This window comes from Rosenbergiella gaditana, assembly GCF_018494065.1.
Lineage (GTDB): Bacteria > Pseudomonadota > Gammaproteobacteria > Enterobacterales > Enterobacteriaceae > Rosenbergiella > Rosenbergiella gaditana.
On record NZ_JABBFR010000010.1, the window covers coordinates 40,413 to 59,393 of the forward strand.

Genomic DNA, 18,981 nt, shown 5'->3' on the forward strand with positions numbered 1-18,981 from the left:
ACGATTGAAAGGGAAAGGGTGGTGTAAGTGTCTAAAAGTAATAGAGAAAAAAAATCCTTCCAGGAGTGGTTGTTTAACGACAAAAATCTCGCAGACTATCAACGTCATATCGTTTTAGCGACAGATCTGATCAGTCAACAGATGGCTACGGTCTCTCAACCCTTTAGCGGAATCTCCCCCCAAGAACTGGCCGCTGAGTTTGCTGCTATCGATTTAACGCGCCCGCTTGCCACGACAGAAGCCGCGCTACACGAACTGTCGCAACTCTGGTTACGGGATGCAGTATGGTTCCATCATCCCCGTTATATCGCCCATCTAAACTGTCCGATAACCTTACCGACCTTGTTGGCGGAGCAGTTACTGAGTGCGGTCAATACATCGGTGGACACCTGGGATCAGAGCGCCGGAGCCACCTTGATAGAACAGAAGGTGGTTGATTGGACGTTAAATCAAATTGGCTTACCCCAGGGGAGTGAGGGCATTTTTACCAGTGGTGGCACTCAGTCAAACCTGATGGCGATGTTATTAGCCAGAGACAGTCGGGTCGCTAAGCAAACCCCCGAACGACTGGTTAAACACCATGGTTTGCCAGCGGAGGCTTCTCGTTGGCGTATCTTCACCTCTGCGTTAAGCCACTTTAGTATTCAGAAATCCTGCGCTTTGCTGGGGCTAGGTTATGAGGCGGTGATTCCCGTCGATTATGACGACGACTACAAGATGGATAGCGCCAAATTAGCGCAAGCGATGGCTAAGGTGCGAGATGAAGGTTTGATCCCTCTCGCCGTCGTCGCAACAGCTGGGACGACCGATTTTGGCAGTATTGACTCCTTAACGGACATTGCCGAGCTATGCCATCTCCATCAAGTTTGGTTCCATGTCGACGCGGCCTATGGCTGCGGATTGTTAACCTCAACGCAGCACCGCCACCGTTTAGCGGGTATCGAGTTAGCCGACTCGGTCACCGTTGACTACCATAAATCCTTTTTCCAGAGTGTCAGTTGTGGGGCTTTCTTCGTTCGCGACGCAACTCATCTTCGCCATGTCACGGTGCATGCCGACTACCTCAATCCCTTAAGCGCTAAACAGGAAGGTACGCCGAATTTAGTGGATAAAAGCCTACAAACTACCCGCCGTTTCGACGCCTTAAAGATGTGGTTAAGTTTACGCATCATTGGTCGGGAATCGTTGGGAGAGGCCTTTGATCAAGTAATGGCGCTGACGGTAGAGACTCACCATCGCTTAGTCGCTTACCCCCAATTGGAGGTGCTACACGCGCCAGAGTTAACCACTCAAGTGTTTCGCTTCCATCCTACAACGGAACTGAGCGCTACTGAGGTAGACGATATTAACCAGCATATTCGCAAAGGACTCAACCGTAGCGGTGAAGCGATGATTGCCGCCACGAGAGTGAAGGGTAAGCAGTACTTGAAATTCACGCTGCTGAATCCAACGACGTCGATAGACGATATTCAACAGGTGATTGATGCCTTAATTTATCGTGGTGAAGCACTGGCCAGCCATCGTCTTCAGAGTAAACAGCATGCGGGAGCCCACTAATGTCTGAAAAAATTTATGACTTATTGGGTGTCGGGATCGGGCCTTTTAACCTAAGTCTTGCTTGTTTAACCGATGCGATTACCGATATGGATGCGATTTATCTCGATCAAAAACCAACGTTTAATTGGCACCCTGGAATGATGCTGGAGTCCGCGCATTTACAGACCCCGTTTATGGCGGATCTGGTAACCTTGGCTGATCCTACCAGCCGATTCAGCGTATTAAACTACTTGAAGAAAAAGGGAAAACTCTACTCTTTCTATATTCGAGAAGACTTTTTCTTACTGCGTAAAGAGTACAATCAATACTGTCAGTGGGCCTGTGAACAACTCTCGTCGTTGCAGTGGAACACGCGCGTTGAGCGGGTCACTCGTGATGAACAACGAGACTGTTACTACGTCGAAGCGGTAGATACGGTGACCGGTGAGGGTCAACATTGGCTCGCTCGGCATCTGGTGTTGGGGACGGGTCCAACGCCGTGGATGCCAGAATGGATTGACCCCTCATTAGAACAGGTGGTGCATTCCGGTCACTACCTAGCGAAAAAAGAGGCGCTGCAGCAGTTGTCGGCGATTACCGTCGTGGGTAGTGGCCAAAGTGCGGCAGAAATTTTCTACGACTTATTGCAAGATATCGACCAACACGCCTATCAATTAAATTGGGTGACACGCGCCCCGCGTTTTTTCCCGTTGGAATATACCCGTTTAACCTTGGAGATGACGTCTCCAGAATGGGTCGACTATTTCCATGCCTTGCCGGAGGCGCAGCGTGATCGACTGAATGCCAGCCAGAAAAATCTCTATAAAGGTATTAATGAGACCCTGATCAACGATATCTACGAACTGCTTTATCGTAAGGATCTCGATGGCCCCTTGGCGGTAACCTTGTGCACAGACTCAGGCCTTGTTGCCATGGATGTTAGCTCCTCTCAGGAACTTACCCTCATCTTAAAGCACCACGTTTTGAACGAAGAATTTAGCCTACCGACCGAGGGCGTCATTATGTCGACGGGCTACACCTATCGTCCGCCTGACTTTTTAACCCCGCTTATTCCCCTGATCGCGTTCGATAGTCAGCAACGCTATGCGGTGGGGCGAGACTACAGTATTGACCGTCAACATAGTCTCTTTGTGCAGAATGCCGAACTGCATACTCATGGTTTTGTCTCGCCGGATTTAGGCATGGCGTGTTACCGCAATTCGGTGATCCTGCGCAGTATTCTCGGTCGAGAGGTGTACCCGGTCGAGAAAAAGATTGCTTTCCAAACCTTTGGTCTACCGAAGGGGGCCGTTCATGGGTGAACGTATTTTTAGCCTGCAACAACCCCTAGGCTATTTCACCTTACGCCGTTGGCAAGCGGGGGATGAGAAGATGCTTCACTATTGGGTCACTCAGCCTCGTGCGCAATTTTGGGGGATGCAGGAGCAGAGCGTAGAACAGGTGAACGATTTCTATTTAAAAATGGTCGCCCAAGACGTCAACAGTGTGCTGATTGGTAGCCTAAACGGACAGCCTTACTTCTTGATTGAGTGTTATCAAGCTTTACAGGAGGAGGTCGGTGACCATTATCCCGCTCAATCCGGTGATTACGGTATGCACCTCTTAGTGGCACCCGTCAGCACGCCGATTAGCGGGTTAAGTCGGCAGATTTTTGCCACGGTAATGGAATACATGTTTAGCCGCCCAGAAGTGGAACGAGTGGTAGTCGAACCCGATGTGAATAACCAAAAAATTCATCGCCTCAATAAGCAAGCGGGTTTCCGCTATCACCAGCAAATCGACTTAGGCCACAAACGTGCATGGTTGGCGTTTTGTACGGCAACAGATTTTTATCGAGAGAAAGCCCTTATGTTAACAACATCGACAGTTTCATTTTCTTCCCAGCCTAACGCCGAACACTGGCAACAGGCCAATCGACAATTAATCCAAAAAGCGATTACTGAATTTAGCCATGAACGCCTGTTAGTGCCAGAAGCGATCGCTGAAGGGGGGTGGCGTTTAACGGATACCTCTGGCGAGAATGTCTATCAGTTTGCAGGACGGTGGCGTGCGCTAAACCATCTTTCAATTGACTGGCGGACAATAACGAAAACCCATAAGGGACAAGATAAACCGCTCGATGCATTAGCCTTTATCGTCGAATTCTCCGAACAACTGGCCATTCCTGAGTCGATGCTTGCGACCTATTTAGAGGAGGTATCCAGTACGCTATGCAGCAGTCTGTATAAGTTACAGAAAGGCAATCCGAGTAGCGAGCAGCTGGCGGCGGCAGACTTTCAAACCATCGAGTCATCGATGACCGAAGGGCATCCTTGTTTTATTGCCAATAATGGACGCATTGGTTTTGATGCTGCAGATTACTTTGCCTATGCGCCAGAAGTCGGTGCATCCATTTATATGCCATGGGTCGCGGTACATCGCAGTAATGGGCATTTTGCCGCGATTGATGGGCTGGATTACGCCACGCTTATCAATGAGGAGTTAGGCACTGCGCAAGTCAACGAGTGGGAGGCGACACTGCGATCGCTGGGTTTATTAGCGGAAGACTATCTCTTTACACCCGTACATCCTTGGCAGTGGCAGAATAAATTAATCACGGTATTTGCTGCTGATATCGCCCGGCAGAAGATTATTTATTTAGGGGTAGCGACTGACGCCTATCAAGCTCAGCAGTCGATTCGTACTTTCTTTAACCGTAGCCAGCCGACCAAGCGTTATGTCAAAACCGCTTTATCGATCCTCAATATGGGCTTTATGCGAGGGCTATCGCCTTACTATATGGCCACTACGCCTGCGGTCAACCAATGGTTAGCAAAAATCGTGGCAGAGGATAACTGGCTTAACCACTGCCGTTTTACGATCCTGCAAGAGGTTGCCACCATTGGCTATCATCATCGTCTCTATGAGCAAGCAATTAAAAAAGATTCTGCCTATAAAAAGATGTTTGCCGCCTTATGGCGTGAAAACCCATTAGTCGGGTTAACTGACCAGCAACGTTTGATGACCATGGCGGGATTACTTCATCGTGATGATGACGGGAAAGCTTTACTGACCGCGCTGATACAGCGTTCTGGTTTAGCGCCAGTCGAGTGGATAGATCACTACCTTCAGGCTTATTTAAGTCCTATTCTCCACTGCTTCTATCAGTACGATTTGGTTTTTATGCCCCACGGCGAAAACCTGATCCTTATTTTAGAAGATGATGCACCAGTGGGCTGTTTTATGAAAGATATTGGCGAAGAGATTGCGGTCTTAGAACCCTCGCGTCAGTTACCGGAAAAGGTACAACGCATTAAGGCAGAAGTCCCAGATGAGCTTAAGTTATTATCGATCTTTGTTGATGTGTTCAGCTGCTTCTTCCGCTTTGTCAGCGCGATTCTTGATGAAGATGGGGTAATGGAAGAAAACGCTTTCTGGCAACGAGTTGCTACCTGCGTTCACCATTATCAACAACACCATCCACACTTGGCTGAGAAGTTTGCACGTTTCGATCTCTTTAGCCCGACTTACGCACATTCCTGTTTAAATCGGCTACAACTGGCGAATAATCAGCAGATGGTGAATTTGGATGATCCAGCGAGCGCCTTGAAACTCGCCGGAGAACTGATTAACCCGATAGCTCAGTTTAAAAATTGATATCGATAGTCAATAAAGTCACTACAATGACCGGTTATACTGATCTTTTTTCCTATTTTGGGTTTATTTATGACATCGAAACTCCCACGTCATGACGCTCCCGCGACGTCATGGCTGTTTCCATTCTCTTTAGTGCTGTTTGAGTTCACGACCTATATTGCCCACGATATGGTGCAACCAGGCATGTTACAAGTGACCCAGGACTTACAGGTTGGACCAGAGTGGGTACCGTTTTCGCTCACTGCTTATTTAATTGGTGGTCTTGTTTTACAGTGGTTACTGGGGCCGCTATCCGATAAGTGGGGGCGACGCCCCGTGCTCATGTCTGGCGCACTGCTATTCGCCGTGGCCAGTGGCCTGACCTTTTGGGTCACGTCAATCGAGCAGTTTATGTTGCTGCGTTTTTTCCAGGGAATAAGTCTCTGTTTTATAGGTGCCGTGGGCTATACCGCGGTACAGGAGGCTTTTGAAGAACGAAAGAGTATTCGATTAATGGCCTGGATGGCGAATGTCGCGTTGTTGGCACCGTTAATTGGCCCGCTTGCCGGGAGCGCGTTACTGCTCTTTACCACATGGCGCATGTTATTTATTGTGTTTGCTTTATTGTCGCTTATCGCTTTGGTGGGGTTATACCTGAGCATGCCTGAGACGTCCGGAAACCGACAACTTAGCTTAACGCCTAAACGGTTATTGGGCGGTTACTGGAAATTACTCAAACGACCCGCGCTGATCGCCGGCTGTTTGGCATTAGGCTTATCTGCCGTACCGATCCTCAGTTGGGTGGCCCTGTCACCGGTCTATTTAATCCATGACCACCAGATGAGTGAGGTCGATTATGCGCTGCTCCAAGTTCCTGTGTTTGTCGCCATGATCTTGGGCAATGTGGTATTGAGCAAATTAACCCACAGTGCCGTGATCACCCGCCCATTGGTTATCGGTGCTTGGCCATTGGTCAGCGGCTTGCTTATCGCGCTTTGTGCCACACTTAGCGATACCTACCAGGTTGCGATACTGGTAACCGGTCTGAGTATCTATGCCTTTGGTGCCGGATTAAGTACGGCGGTGCTCTACCGTCTTACGCTATTTTCTGTCACCGAGTCTAAGGGGCAGGTGGCCGCTATGATGGGGATGTTGAGTATTCTAATGTATTCCATCGGTTTAGAATTAGCACGTGAAGGGTACTTCCAGTTTGGCTTGATCGGTTTTTCAGGGGTAAATCTAGTGAGTGGTGGCGTTTGGTTACTGCTCATCGTGTTGTTTATTCGCTGGGTGACGCAACATCGTCAAGCGCTGATTATTGAGTAAAAAAGAGTGCGCGGCCTGGCGGCCGCGCCTAATTTTAGAAGTCGTAACCGACGGTGGCGATTACCGAACGCTCCGCGCCCCAATAGCATGACGCTTTGCTATAACAGGCAGCAACATAATCGCGTCCGCCTAAGTTTTTCGCATTCAGCTGTACATAAGCGCCTTTCCACTGTGAACGCCACGCCCCGAGATCCATTCGCACCGAGGCATCAACTAAGATTGCAGAAGGGACTCGCAACGTATTTTCGTTATCTGCCCACTGTCTACCAAGATAACGGACACCCACACCCGTTGTGATGCCATAATCGAATTTATAATTTAGCCAAGCAGAGGCCATTGAGCTTGGTGTGATATAAGGCGTGTTACCGTTAGTCTTATCTTTAGACTCGATGCGAACGTGGTTGATGGTATAAGTGACAATCGAGCTTAAACGAGAAGTCAGCTGATTATGAGCTTCCAGTTCGACCCCACGAGAGTGCATTTTCCCAACGGGTTGATAGTAGTTCTCTAAGGGGACACGATTTGCGACGTTTTTCTGTGTTAAATCGTAGACTGCCGCTGAATAGAGATCCGCGCTGCCTTGAGGTTGGTATTTCACCCCGGCTTCATATTGCTTGGCTGTCGCGGGTTCCAGTAAGTTACCCGTTTCGTCGGTCAGTGATTGCGGGCTAATGGCTTGGCTATAGCTAATATAAGGGGAGACACCGTTGTCGAACGCGTAAAGTAATCCCGCTCGGCCACTCATATGGTCGTCTTGGCGACGTCGCTCGCTCCCTAAGCTTTCGCTTTTTGACACAATACGGTCATAACGTGCAGAGAGATCCATATGCCAACGATCCAACTGCATGCTGTCTTGAAGGTAACCGCCGGTTTGGTAATAGCGGTTTCTGGTATGGGTGTAGCTCAGGTCTGTCATCGTTCCCGTCATATCACCGGTGAAGGGATCGTAATTTCTCGCGGTGCCATAGGCATCATCGTGGTTATTTTTGAATTGATGGTATTCAGCACCGATGACGACTTGATGCTTTAAAGACCCTGTATTGAAATTTGCGATTAACTGATTATCGGTTGCCGCAGCAGAAAGTGATGAGCGTTCACTAGAGTATCCTCGGTTTAGCGTATCATTACCCGCCACCCAACCAGTTTGATAGACTTGGTCAACATCCACATTGGAGTGGCTGTAGCTTCCTGTAGAGTGAACCGACCAAGTGTCATTAAAGGTATGGCTGAAATCATAACTATAAATTTGCTCATGGCGCTTGAATTGATCAAAGTTCGGGTCGACATCACTAAATCCAGTACTGAGTTTACGCCCATTATGGGTGGTTAAACTCCCTTCTGCTGGGACGGAACCGTGAAAGCCTGCTGAGGGATCTTTTTGTAAATAAGCTTTCAGTAGCAGTGAGGTATCACTATCCGGTTGCCACAGTAATGAAGGGGAGATGGCGTAATGTTCTTCACGGGTATTGTCATATTGAGTATGACTTTGATGCCCAATACCGGTTAACCGGAATGCCCACTGGTCATTGATCGCATTGGTATAGTCCATCGCGACGCCACTGGTATTGTGGTTGCCGTAATAGGTTTTGAAGTGTCCTTCCTCGGCAAATTGCGGGCGTTTGGATGTCTCCATCACTAAGCCACCCGGTACGGTTTGGCCGTATAATGCTGAGGAGGGGCCTTTAATCACATCAATACGCTCTAAGAACCAAGGGTCGACCTGAAGTACGTTAAAAGTACTCCCATCGCTCATCATCCTTAGCCCATCAATAAAGATATTATCGACATCCCCACCATGAAAGCCACGTAATGAAACCGTATCATAACGTGTTGCGCCACCGGCAAAATTAGAAAACGCCCCCGCGGTATAATTTAAGGCATCATTAACGGTCAGCGCCCCTTGATCGATCATTTGTTGACGGGTGATGACCGAAACAGATTGTGGGGTGGTGATCAACGGCTGGTCAGTTTTACTCGCACCGCTACTGGTTTTGGCCGTATAACCATGGGTTTCTGAACCCGCAGTATCCTCGGGTGCTGCCGTGACAACAATACTATTGTCTGCGGCATGACTAAAATGGGGAGCAGAGAGTGCCAATGAAACCAGAAAAGCATGACGCTTAAGCGGGAATGACGTCTTCATTATTTTTATTTACCTTAACAGTCAGGGCGCAAGTGACTCAGGGAATCCTGTGTAAGACTCCCTCAAGTGATAATAAGAACGAGAATTATTATCTTTTATGAGTTAACTTGCAATACTCCTAGCTTGCTGTTTAATCAGTGGCTGGTGTAAGTGTTTTCTGTCAGACGAGGTATTGCCATAATAAACTCGCAATCAGTAGACCGACTAACGATACTATCGTCTGTAGTACCGACCAGATCCAAAGCGTTTGTCGTAGGGTCAAGCCAAAGAAGGATTTAATCATCCAGTAGGCGGCATCATTGATGTGGCAGAAAAAAACCGACCCGGCACCAATAGCCAAGGCAATTAGGCTGCTTTCTAATGGAGGCAACATATGGAAACTTGCAGCCATAATGCCAGCAGTGGTGGTGGTAGCAACCGTTGCAGAGCCGGTTGCTTGACGAATCATTACCGCGACGCCCCAAGCGAGGAGTAGCAGCGGAGCATGGGTCTGTGAGGCGAAATGGCTAATACTTTGGCTTATACCGGCCTCGACTAATACGCCTTTTAGCCCCCCTCCTGCGCCGATCGTTAACAGTAAAACCGCGACGGGGGCGATACTTGCTGTTAACGTCTCTCCCACCTGTTTTTTCTCCAAACCACTTCGCCAACTGAGTGTGATAATTGCCAGCAATACGGTAAGGGTCAGCGCGACCAAGGGTTCACCGATAAAATCAAAGAGATGAGCCAACGAACTGTCGCTTTGCAGGACATACAGTGAAATGCTGCGTACAAGCATCAGTAACGCTGGTAGCAAGATAATACTAATGGTCAGTAGTAGCGATGGACGACGTATGACTGATACGGGTTCCGGAAGTGTCGCAAGCTGGGTTACCGTGGCTAAACTGGCTTTTTTACTCAACCATTTTCCATAAAGCGGCCCCGCAAGAACGACCGCGGGTAGAGCGATGACACTACCTAAGAGTAAAGTAAGCCCCATATCTGCATGCAGAGTTGTAATAGCGATAATCGGCCCTGGATGGGGTGGGACCAGTGCATGTAATGCGGTTAATCCTGCTAATACCGGCACGGCAATACGCAATAACGGTTGCCCCGAACGCGCGCTAACGGTAGCAATAAGCGGCAACATTAATACCAATCCTACTTCAAAAAAGAGCGGTAGGCCGATCACCATGGCCGTGAGTGCCATCACCCAAGGTAAATAACGTGTCGAGGTGCGGGTAATAATAAACTCTGCGAGTCGATCAGCCGCTCCGGTCTTGGTCATGACACTGCCCAGCATTGCACCCATGGCAATAACATATCCACTTTCTCCTAACACCCCTCCGGCACTTTTAGAGAAGCTTTTAGCAATCATCTCGACCGGGACTTGGGCAACCAGTCCTGCGATCACCGCACCAATAAAAATGGCTAAGAAGGGAGGAAGTTTGGCATAGGCCACGAAAAAAATAATTGCCGCAAGGGCGGCGATACATGCGAGTAAAATTTCGCCATCACTACTCATTAATCTCTCCAAAATAATTAAGAAAAACGCAAGAGTCGTGAGCGACGTACTGCGTTATTTTACTCCGTCGCCGTGCGGATAACGAAGAAGGGCCGTTGGCGGAGATCGTGGTTGCCGTTTAAGTCAGGAGTACGATTCCATTGGCCTAATGTGGTGTAGAGATAACCATTACGGTAAGCCAAACCATCTGGCCAGCCAAAATCGTGAACATTGTGATCGAGTAAGTAAAATTGACCTTTAATATCACGTCTAACTAATGATTGTTGTTCATAGGCGCCGAAATAGAGATTTCCCTTTTCATCTTCCGCCATGCCGTCATTGGCGGGATGCTCTCCTTCGAAATGTACTGCTTTTTCGAGGGTCGCTTCAGAGACAGAAAAATCACTCAGTTGAGTCGTGGAGAGGCTAAACAGTTTGCGTCCGCTTAGCGCGGTCCAATAGAGCTTGCTCTGGTCAGGAGATAAGGCGACACCATCAATTCCCCCCTGTGGTAATTTTGGGTTGTCGGCATTGAAGACCACGGGGTTATTTTCGATAAATGCCATAAAGCCGGGATCAGGAGAGGTCGAAGAGTGATTGACCAACACTTCGCGCTGTTTGCCGCTGGCTACATCGATAACGATTAGCGAATAACGCTGTGCAAAACCAGAATTCGCAATATAGATAGTACCTGCTTGGCCGTGAGAGAGATCAACACGTAGATCGTTATAATGCGATGTTGAGTTAAGTACTGGCGGAGTAATTACAATCGTTTTCACGATTTTATTGCTATGCGAATCAATCGCGACCACTTTTGCTGCACCCACAGCAATGGTCGAGTGTCCTTGAATTTTTCCATCGTCCAATACCCACAGCGTATCGTTTTTATCAACGAATAGGCCATGAGGGGATACTAGCCAATCGGCGATATTGTGTTGCTGAGGAAGCCCAAAGGTTTCATTGGGATATGGCGTTAATTTTCCTTGCTTGAGTTCCATCAATGCTGGCCAGTGATGATCGCCGGAATGGCGAGGAAAGCCTAAGAACACTCGGTTTTCCTGATTGACCGCGATACCAGAGAGGTCAGGATAAGGAGCACAAATTTTTGCTACCACTTCTGAGGCAGCATGGCTCTGGGATGAAAAAAACCGCTGTCATCAATACAGCGGCAAGCAGGCTGAAAGGTTTCACTGGTACTCCTTAAACAAGGTAATTGTCCAAAAAGTGTAGTTAACTTTTACTGTTCAGCGGCTAAAGAGGTCTCTTTCGCAACATTTTTATAGGGAATATCTTGATTAAGCACCTGACGAGCACGAGTCAGATCCAGATCATTTTCCCACTTGGCAATGACTAATGTCGCGACAAAGTTGCCTAAAACATTGGTTAAGGCGCGTGGAATACCCATCAACCAATCGATAGGCAGTAAGAAGGCTAAGGCTGCCAGGGGCAGAGAGGGGATTGCAGAGAGTGTTGCCGCAAGGATAACAATCGCTGCGCCGGGTACTCCATGCGCCCCTTTTGAGGTAAAGACGGCCACGCCCAGAATTAAGGCGATTTCGCTCCAACCCAGGCTAATACCGGTGGCATTCGCGATAAAGACCACGGCGAGCGTTAAATAAATTGAAAACCCATCAAGATTAAAGGAGTAGCCAGTTGGAATGACTAACCCAACCGTTGATTTGCTGATCCCTAGCCACTCTAATTTCTTCATCAATTGTGGTAACACAACATCTGAGGCGGTAGTGCCCAAGACGATAGTCAGTTCCTCGCGTAAATAGAGCAGCAGTGACACAAAGCTAATGCCAGTGAGTCGTGTAATACCGCCTAACACCACGACCACAAAGAGTGCGCAGAGGGCGGTATAGAGGAAGAGAAAGCCAAGTAGGCTGGTTAATGAATGCACGCCATAATGTCCGACCATATAAGCGATTGCCCCGAGGACGCCGAGTGGGGCGACTTTCACCAGCATAGCCATTAAACGGAAAAGAATATGGCTGAGACTGTTGATTACCGTGATCACCGGTTTACCGGCCTCGCCGCTAATATTCAGCGATACCCCAAACAAAATGGAGATCATAAGGACTTGTAACGTATCCCCGCGCGCAAAAGCACCGATAAAAGTATCAGGGATAAGATTTAGGAAAAAATCGCCAAAACTCTGTAGTGAAGAGAGGTGATTAAGTTTATCCGGCGCTGTCATCTCCGTGGTCGACAAGTGAAGACCTTGTCCGATATGGGAGACCTGTGCGCCGACCAAGCCTAACACTAAAGCCAGTAAAGTAATGATTTCAAAATAGAGTAGCGTTTTACCGACGATGCGGCCGACCTGTTTTAATTCACTGTGTGAGGAAATACCTTGAACGATGATTACAAACACTAAGGGGGCGGTGACCATTTTAATCAATTTGATAAAGCTATCGCCCAAGGGCTTTAGAGAATCGGCAAGAGCGGGATAAAGGCATCCCAATGCGGTACCAATGACTAACGCGATAAGTACTTGGATAAAGATAGAGTGACGTATCTTAGAGATAGTGTGTGTCATAGCTGCAGCCCTTTTTAATGTAACTGAAAACTTATGTTTCAGTTAAGCAATTATTGGGCCAAAAGTTACCTCTCGGTAGCAACGGTGTTACCGTAGCTGTCGCTACCGTTTAGTCGCCATTTAATGACCTGATTTAGGGCGGTATTGCACCTCACTCATCTTCTTCGACCCACAGGGTAAAGAATTGGCTCTGAAGATGAGTGGTTGAGGGACTGTTTGTTTTCAGGTCCCCCACCCGATGGCGTGAATGGTTGGAAAAAAGAATACGTCCAGTAGGTGTCGTCATCACGATAGGAAGTCGTTCACTAGCCAGTATTCCACGTATCGTTTTTTCTCATTGACCAACTATAATATCGGTTGCCGCAATACTGAATAATTGCTTACTTAAATAGACCGGATAGAGATAGGTTAGTGTATAGGTATAATTACAGATATAGTCGACATGGGGTCCATGTAAATATCCCTCTTCTGCTTCCTTTACTTTAGCAAACCATGAAAATGTTTGATAATTTAGTGAGGTTGTTGAGGCTTTATTTAGCAAAAGCCTGTTTACTATACGATGATGTTGAGGTCGATAAAGCCAAGTTAGTTGCCATGATTCAAAACTAGATTCGTTATAAATGGCAAAACCTGCACCAGAGATTAGCTGGTGTTTGTTTAATATTTTATCTACAAGGGATAATATATTCCCTCTTGTTTTCATATCTATTTTTGAATTAACATCAACTATTTTATTTGATTCAAAAATAATTTTACTAATAGCTATTGCAAGGTTTTTAGTAGTTTTTTCAATTAATAAAAATGATTCTTCAGATTTATATTTTATTTTCCCTAATAGCATCTTATTCTCACTTCATCCTGAAATTGAGTTAGGTTTTAGATAAGACTCATTTTATAATCTATTAACGATGAGATGAAAAATTCAACTAAAGCATGGGCTTGAGTTGCGGCGAGAGATTCATCTCTATTCTTTAATGCATTCATAAGTTGATGGTAATGAACTGTACTGTCGGTATGAAACTTCTCATCTCGATAGAGAATAGAAATAAGAGGTGCCCATTCATTGATGATAATCAACTCTTGGGCTGCTAGCCTCGCCGATTGTGAGTTGGCGGCGAGTGTTAGTAGGCAACGTATATCTGATTGGGTTTTAAATTGTGGGGAGTCAGATTTTTCTAGTGCTAGGATAAGATCGTTTAATGTCGATAAATCATCATCAGTCATTCGCCGTACCGAAAGGCGAGCACTGTGAATAATTAGCGCACTTTGCATTTCACCGAGATCGGCTAAATAATCGGAGCTAATATTCTTAAAGGGATGGAAATCTTTTACGTAACTATCGACATCATCACTAATGAAACTCCCGCCGTTACGACCACGGATAGTATATATTAGTGATTTACTTCGCAGAGTATTCAATGCATCCCTGATAGTAATATGTGAAACACCCATCATTCGTGCTAATTCTAATTCATTAGGCAGTTGTTCACCTTTTTCTAATAAACCAGAAACAATAGCGTTAGAAAGTCTTTGGGTGATTTGTTCTGTTCTACTCGCTTCTCCAATTGGAGCAAAAATAACAGTGTGGGTAATCATGGAAATCTCTATGTAAATAATCCATTACGAATTTTATTTATAACATAAATCCGAAAATATTTAAAGAAACTAATGTCTAGTAAAGGGTATTTTTTAAATAATTAAATTTTATCTTTTATAATTAATAATTTACTTTCGAATAATAAATATATAATTAGTTATTGTGATCTCTGTTTTAAAATATAATTTAATAGCCTCCTATTTGGAGGGTTCTGAGCAAAAAGAGTGGCAGATCCTCACGTTTAAAAACTTTATTTTTTCCGTCTCATCGTGCCACGAGTTGTTCATGACTCCACGCCGTTATTTTGCTAAGGTTGAGAAAATCTTATCAACGTTTATCACGTAAAGGGCGACAGGTTAACGCATGCTTTCCAAGAAATCCGCAGCGATACATTCTTCACCGGTTAGAGAATTGCTTAAATTTAGTAAAGAACCTGGATTTATTTCCTTAGCGGGCGGAATTCCTGCCACGGATATGATTGACGTTGAGGGCATTGATAGTGTGATTCAGCAGCTGCTTGCCGAGGACCATCGCGATGTCTTTCAGTATTCGGTGACAGAAGGTGAATGGCCATTACGTCAAAGTATTGCTGCTTGGAGTAAACAGTTCAGTCTCACGCTTGATCCTCAGCAAATACTGATTACCAATGGTTCTCAGCAGGGGATTGATCTGCTTAACCGCGTGTTTTTAGAAAAAGATGATGTTGTCTTAGTGGAGCGTCCAACCTATCTCGCGGCATTACAGTTACTCGATTATACCGAAGCGGTCGTTGAAGAACTGGCTTACCAAGGTGAAAAGATCGATCTCGCCGCATTGGAAACACGCTTGGCGGCAGGTGGTGTGAAGATGCTCTACCTTATTCCGACCTTCGCCAACCCAACGGGGCGAATTATCGAGGATGAACAGCGCATTGAAATCGTGAAACTGGCACATCGTTATCAGGTCGTCATTGTCGAAGATGACCCCTATGGGCATTTAGCGTTTACTGAGCAACGTCGTGAGACATTCTTCTCGCTGGCTCAACAGTTATATGGTGCGGATCATAACGTCTGTTATATGTCGAGCTTCTCGAAAATCTTCTCCCCTGGTTTACGCTTGGGATGGCTGGCTCTCCCTGAAAAATTCCTTATGGCGATCACCGTGGCGAAACAGGCCTTAGACTTACATACCTCAACCCTGAATCAGCATATCGCTGCCCGCTATATCTCTTCTGGGCGAATTGATCAGCGTATAGCCTTGTTAAAAGAGACTTACCAGCAACGACGTGATTGGCTCATTGAGTCTTTACAGCGCCACCTAGGGGAGGCGATTACCTTCAACCGTCCAGAAGGCGGTATGTTTTTATGGTGCCATCTGAAAGAGGGTGTCGATGCGAGTCGTTTACTTAACGCCTGTATTGCTGAGAAAGTGGTGTTTGTACCTGGCGAGGTCTTTTTCGCGGAAAATCCGCAAACCAATGCCTTACGTCTTTCTTACTCCATGCTAACGCAACACACTGCCGAAGAAGCTGGTGTGCGTATTGCGCGCGCACTACAGAGCCTTTCTTCCTAATCATTCACAGGGGAAGGAATTATCTTCCCCTGACATTCACTATCTTCTTTCGAAACCATCGAAAAAATCAGGTATAGTCCGTTTTTTCGGAGGAACCATGCTGACCAACACATCTGTACGTCTCAACAAATATATCAGTGAGAGTGGTATCTGCTCTCGTCGCGATGCCGATCGCTACATTGAACAGGGTAACGTCTTAATTAATGGACGACGCGCCGCTGTTGGGGCCCAGGTCTACCCTGGTGATGAAGTGATGGTGAATGGTCAGTTAATTGAACCGCGTAATGAAGATGATTTGATTCTTATTGCGTTGAATAAGCCTGTGGGAATTGTTACCACGATGGAAGAGACTGAACGCGATAATATTGGTGATTTCGTCAATCACAGCAAGCGTGTCTTTCCTATTGGTCGACTTGATAAAGATTCACAAGGCTTGATCTTTTTAACCAACCATGGCGACTTGGTGAATAAAATCTTGCGAGCCGGTAATAATCACGAAAAAGAGTATATCGTGACGGTGGATAAACCGATTACCGACGATTTTATCCGTGGTATGGGCGCGGGTGTCCCAATGCTGGGGACGATGACGAAGAAGTGTAAAGTTAAAAAACTGGATACTCACGTCTTTCGTATCATTCTTGTTCAAGGGTTAAATCGACAGATCCGTCGGATGTGTACTCACTTCGGTTTCGAGGTGACTAAACTCGAACGTACTCGCATTATGAATGTGAAGTTAACCGGTATTCCTTTAGGCGAGTGGCGCGATCTGACCGACGATGAACTGATTGAACTCTTTAAATTGATTGAGGACTCTTCATCAGAAGATAAGCCAGTCGAGAAGAAACCTGTGAAAAAGGCGCTGAAAAGACCCGATATTGCGCCACCGGTAATGCCAGCTCAAGCGACCAAGAAACCGGCTGTTCGCCAGAAATTCACAAAACCAGGCCGTCAAAAGAAAGGGCGTTAGACGACGCGCCGAGTCGTGTGTTCATGTCGACGCAGGTCGGCACTTGACGCGGACGCTTTGTGCGGTTACAACTAAATGATGTCGGGGGAGTCTCGCGCAAGAGACTGAGAGGCTGTGAGCGTATTACGCCGTGCAGCGACCCTTTGAACCTGACCCAGTTAACACTGGCGTAGGAAGACGGGCCGCCTGTGAGCGACTGGGTATATCCCTTTTGGGGGATTGCCCCATTCCCTCTGCCTTATCTGGGTCTCTAATTAAGAGGCCATCCATGTTGTTTATCCTATCCTTAACTCAGGTCAGATCATGAGTCGCTGGAGCGTTATTGGCCGCGGCGTAAGTGGGCTTTGTGTGGCAAAACTGCTGGTTGAACAGGGTGAGCAGGTCGAAGTGATCGAGCAGCCAGGCTATACCAGCGCTTCATGGTACGCAGGCGGTATGTTGGCACCCTATTGTGAAGCAGAGAGTGCGGCCAGCGAAGTGGTCACGCTTGGGCAACACGCGCTCGCCTGGTGGCAACAACGGGTCCCTGATGTGCAACAGCGCGGAACCTTAGTCGTCGCTCCGGCAAGAGATCAGCAAGAACTCAAGATCTTCGCCAGTAAAACATCCCATTTTCAGTGGGTGAAACCGATGGAGGTCGAAGAGGATCTTGGTTCGCGCTTTGAGAGCGGACTCTTTTTTGCTGAAGAAGGGCACTTGAATCCTCGGCAAGCCTTAACCTCCCTCGCTCAGCAATTAGTTGATCAAGGCGTAGTGTTTCACTCAACTCAGCCCTCTGGCAAGATTATCGATTGTCGAGGTATTCACGCTCAATCACACCTTCCACAACTCCGTGCAGTACGTGGCGAAATGCTACGTCTACGCAGTGCTGAGTTAGACTTTTCACGTCCGATTCGGCTATTACATCCCCGCTTTCCTTGCTATTTGGTGCCGCGTGGCGCAGGGGAATTTATGTTAGGCGCGACGATGGTCGAGACCGATGATAATCGAGGTATGAGTGCCCGGGCGGCGATGGAGTTATTGAGTGCTGCGTACACGCTACACCCCGCGTTTGCAGAGGCTGAAATAGTGGAAACCGCAAGCGGTTTACGACCTGCTTACCCGACCAATCTCCCCAGTATCCAGTATCAGGATAACCGTTTTTATCTGAACGGGATGTACCGCCATGGTTTTTTACTGGCTCCGCGCGTCGCGCAGCAACTTGTTGAACAGTTAGCGAAGGAAAAGAGCAATGCAGATCTTACTTAATGGCCAGTCGATCATGACAGAGGCAACCGACTTATCGGCATTATTGCGCGAACAACACATCGATATAGCAGTGGTTGCCTGTGCGGTAAACGGACAATTTGTGGCGAAAAGTCAGTATGCCGAGATGCGATTGCAGCATGGGCTACGCATTGAGGCGCTTTCACCTATGCAGGGAGGCTAAGGCATGTTTTATGGAACATCGTTGACATCACGTTGCTTCTTAGGCACGGCGGGGTACCCGTCGCCTGCCATCTTGAGCGCAGCGATTAGTGCCTCAGGCACTGAGGTGATCACTGTCAGTTTACGGCGTGAAGGGGCAGGCGGCCAGGCGTTCCGTGACCTTATTAGCCAACATACACGGCTTATTTTACCGAATACGGCAGGTTGCCACAGTGTGAAAGAGGCGGTGACAACGGCTCATATGGCCCGGGAGCTGTTTAATACGCCGTGGATTAAGTTAGAGGTGATTGGTCATGCCGATAGTTTACAACCGGATCCTTTCGCCTTGGTGGAGGCAGCAAAAATCTTATGTACAGAAGGTTTCGAGGTCTTCCCCTACACCACAGAAGACCGAATTGTTGGCGAAAAACTGTTAGCGGCAGGATGCCAAGTGCTGATGCCTTGGGGAGCACCGATTGGCTCCGGTCAGGGTCTTAACAACCTACGAGGATTGCAGGCTTTACGTGCAGCTTTTCCAGAGATCCCGATGATCATCGATGCCGGGATCGGCGCACCTTCTCATGCCACTCAAGCCATGGAAATGGGATTCGACGGTATTTTATTAAATACCGCTGTTGCTAAAGCGCGAGATCCGGTGGCGATGGCTCAAGCTTTCGGCCAAGCCATCTCGGCAGGGCATACGGCCTATCAAGCTGGCTTAATGGCACAACGTGATATGGCAGTACCCTCAACGCCATTATTTGGACTGGCGAATCTCATCTGAGGAATAGCG

15 protein-coding genes and 1 riboswitch are annotated in these 18,981 nt (G+C 47.3%); of the genes, 9 read left to right on the top strand and 6 right to left on the bottom strand.

Annotation, left to right across the window (positions count from 1 at the left end):
• Window positions 1–27: 27 nt before the first annotated feature.
• The 4 genes from HH682_RS08800 to HH682_RS08815 all read left to right on the top strand — a co-directional run bounded on the left by HH682_RS08800 (window position 28) and on the right by HH682_RS08815 (window position 6,498).
• Complete coding sequence (locus tag HH682_RS08800; RefSeq protein WP_420826197.1) at window positions 28–1,557, top strand: pyridoxal phosphate-dependent decarboxylase family protein; 1,530 nt, start codon at window positions 28–30, stop codon at window positions 1,555–1,557.
• Window positions 1,557–2,858, top strand: coding sequence for a lysine N(6)-hydroxylase/L-ornithine N(5)-oxygenase family protein (locus HH682_RS08805; RefSeq protein WP_214237200.1), 1,302 nt, complete (start codon window positions 1,557–1,559; stop codon window positions 2,856–2,858). The genes HH682_RS08800 and HH682_RS08805 overlap by 1 nt, the downstream gene beginning before the upstream one ends.
• Entirely contained in the window at window positions 2,851–5,193 is a 2,343-nt protein-coding gene (locus HH682_RS08810; RefSeq protein WP_214237201.1) for a GNAT family N-acetyltransferase, read from the top strand. The genes HH682_RS08805 and HH682_RS08810 overlap by 8 nt, the downstream gene beginning before the upstream one ends.
• Window positions 5,194–5,262: 69 nt before the next feature.
• Window positions 5,263–6,498 (top strand): MFS transporter, encoded by a 1,236-nt coding sequence (locus HH682_RS08815; RefSeq protein ID WP_214237202.1) that lies wholly within the window; start codon window positions 5,263–5,265, stop codon window positions 6,496–6,498.
• Between the two features lie 34 nt (window positions 6,499–6,532).
• Here the strand turns inward: HH682_RS08815 and HH682_RS08820 are convergent, their stop codons facing one another.
• The 6 genes from HH682_RS08820 to HH682_RS08845 form a co-directional block, all read right to left on the bottom strand.
• The gene (locus tag HH682_RS08820; protein ID WP_214237203.1) at window positions 6,533–8,641 is read right to left on the bottom strand and encodes a TonB-dependent siderophore receptor; all 2,109 of its coding nucleotides are present in this window, start codon (window positions 8,639–8,641) and stop codon (window positions 6,533–6,535) included.
• A gap of 160 nt (window positions 8,642–8,801) precedes the next feature.
• On the bottom strand, window positions 8,802–10,145 hold the full coding sequence (locus HH682_RS08825; RefSeq protein ID WP_214237204.1) for a GntP family permease: 1,344 nt from the start codon (window positions 10,143–10,145) through the stop codon (window positions 8,802–8,804).
• A 59-nt stretch (window positions 10,146–10,204) separates the two neighbouring features.
• The gene (locus HH682_RS08830; RefSeq protein ID WP_214237205.1) at window positions 10,205–11,239 is read right to left on the bottom strand and encodes an L-dopachrome tautomerase-related protein; all 1,035 of its coding nucleotides are present in this window, start codon (window positions 11,237–11,239) and stop codon (window positions 10,205–10,207) included.
• Between the two features lie 122 nt (window positions 11,240–11,361).
• The gene (locus HH682_RS08835; protein WP_214237206.1) at window positions 11,362–12,666 is read right to left on the bottom strand and encodes a cation:dicarboxylate symporter family transporter; all 1,305 of its coding nucleotides are present in this window, start codon (window positions 12,664–12,666) and stop codon (window positions 11,362–11,364) included.
• 334 nt (window positions 12,667–13,000) lie between these two features.
• The gene (locus HH682_RS08840; protein WP_214237207.1) at window positions 13,001–13,507 is read right to left on the bottom strand and encodes a PDC sensor domain-containing protein; all 507 of its coding nucleotides are present in this window, start codon (window positions 13,505–13,507) and stop codon (window positions 13,001–13,003) included.
• A gap of 35 nt (window positions 13,508–13,542) precedes the next feature.
• Complete coding sequence (locus tag HH682_RS08845; RefSeq protein WP_214237208.1) at window positions 13,543–14,262, bottom strand: FadR/GntR family transcriptional regulator; 720 nt, start codon at window positions 14,260–14,262, stop codon at window positions 13,543–13,545.
• Between the two features lie 364 nt (window positions 14,263–14,626).
• On the opposite strand from HH682_RS08845, the gene HH682_RS08850 reads away from it, so the two are divergent.
• The 5 genes from HH682_RS08850 to HH682_RS08870 all read left to right on the top strand — a co-directional run bounded on the left by HH682_RS08850 (window position 14,627) and on the right by HH682_RS08870 (window position 18,972).
• Window positions 14,627–15,814, top strand: coding sequence for an aminotransferase-like domain-containing protein (locus HH682_RS08850; RefSeq protein ID WP_214237209.1), 1,188 nt, complete (start codon window positions 14,627–14,629; stop codon window positions 15,812–15,814).
• 97 nt (window positions 15,815–15,911) lie between these two features.
• Window positions 15,912–16,781, top strand: coding sequence for a 23S rRNA pseudouridine(2604) synthase RluF (rluF, locus tag HH682_RS08855; RefSeq protein WP_214237210.1), 870 nt, complete (start codon window positions 15,912–15,914; stop codon window positions 16,779–16,781).
• Between the two features lie 73 nt (window positions 16,782–16,854).
• Window positions 16,855–16,974: riboswitch (TPP riboswitch) on the top strand.
• Window positions 16,975–17,084: 110 nt separating this feature from the next.
• Window positions 17,085–18,029, top strand: a complete 945-nt coding sequence (locus HH682_RS08860; protein ID WP_214237211.1) for an FAD-dependent oxidoreductase — start codon at window positions 17,085–17,087, stop codon at window positions 18,027–18,029.
• The gene (thiS, locus tag HH682_RS08865) at window positions 18,013–18,210 is read left to right on the top strand and encodes a sulfur carrier protein ThiS (RefSeq protein WP_214237212.1); all 198 of its coding nucleotides are present in this window, start codon (window positions 18,013–18,015) and stop codon (window positions 18,208–18,210) included. The genes HH682_RS08860 and thiS overlap by 17 nt, the downstream gene beginning before the upstream one ends.
• 3 nt (window positions 18,211–18,213) lie before the next feature.
• Window positions 18,214–18,972 carry a thiazole synthase gene (locus HH682_RS08870; protein WP_214237213.1) on the top strand — a complete coding sequence of 253 codons (759 nt, stop codon included), beginning with the start codon at window positions 18,214–18,216 and terminating at the stop codon, window positions 18,970–18,972.
• Window positions 18,973–18,981: the final 9 nt, after the last annotated feature.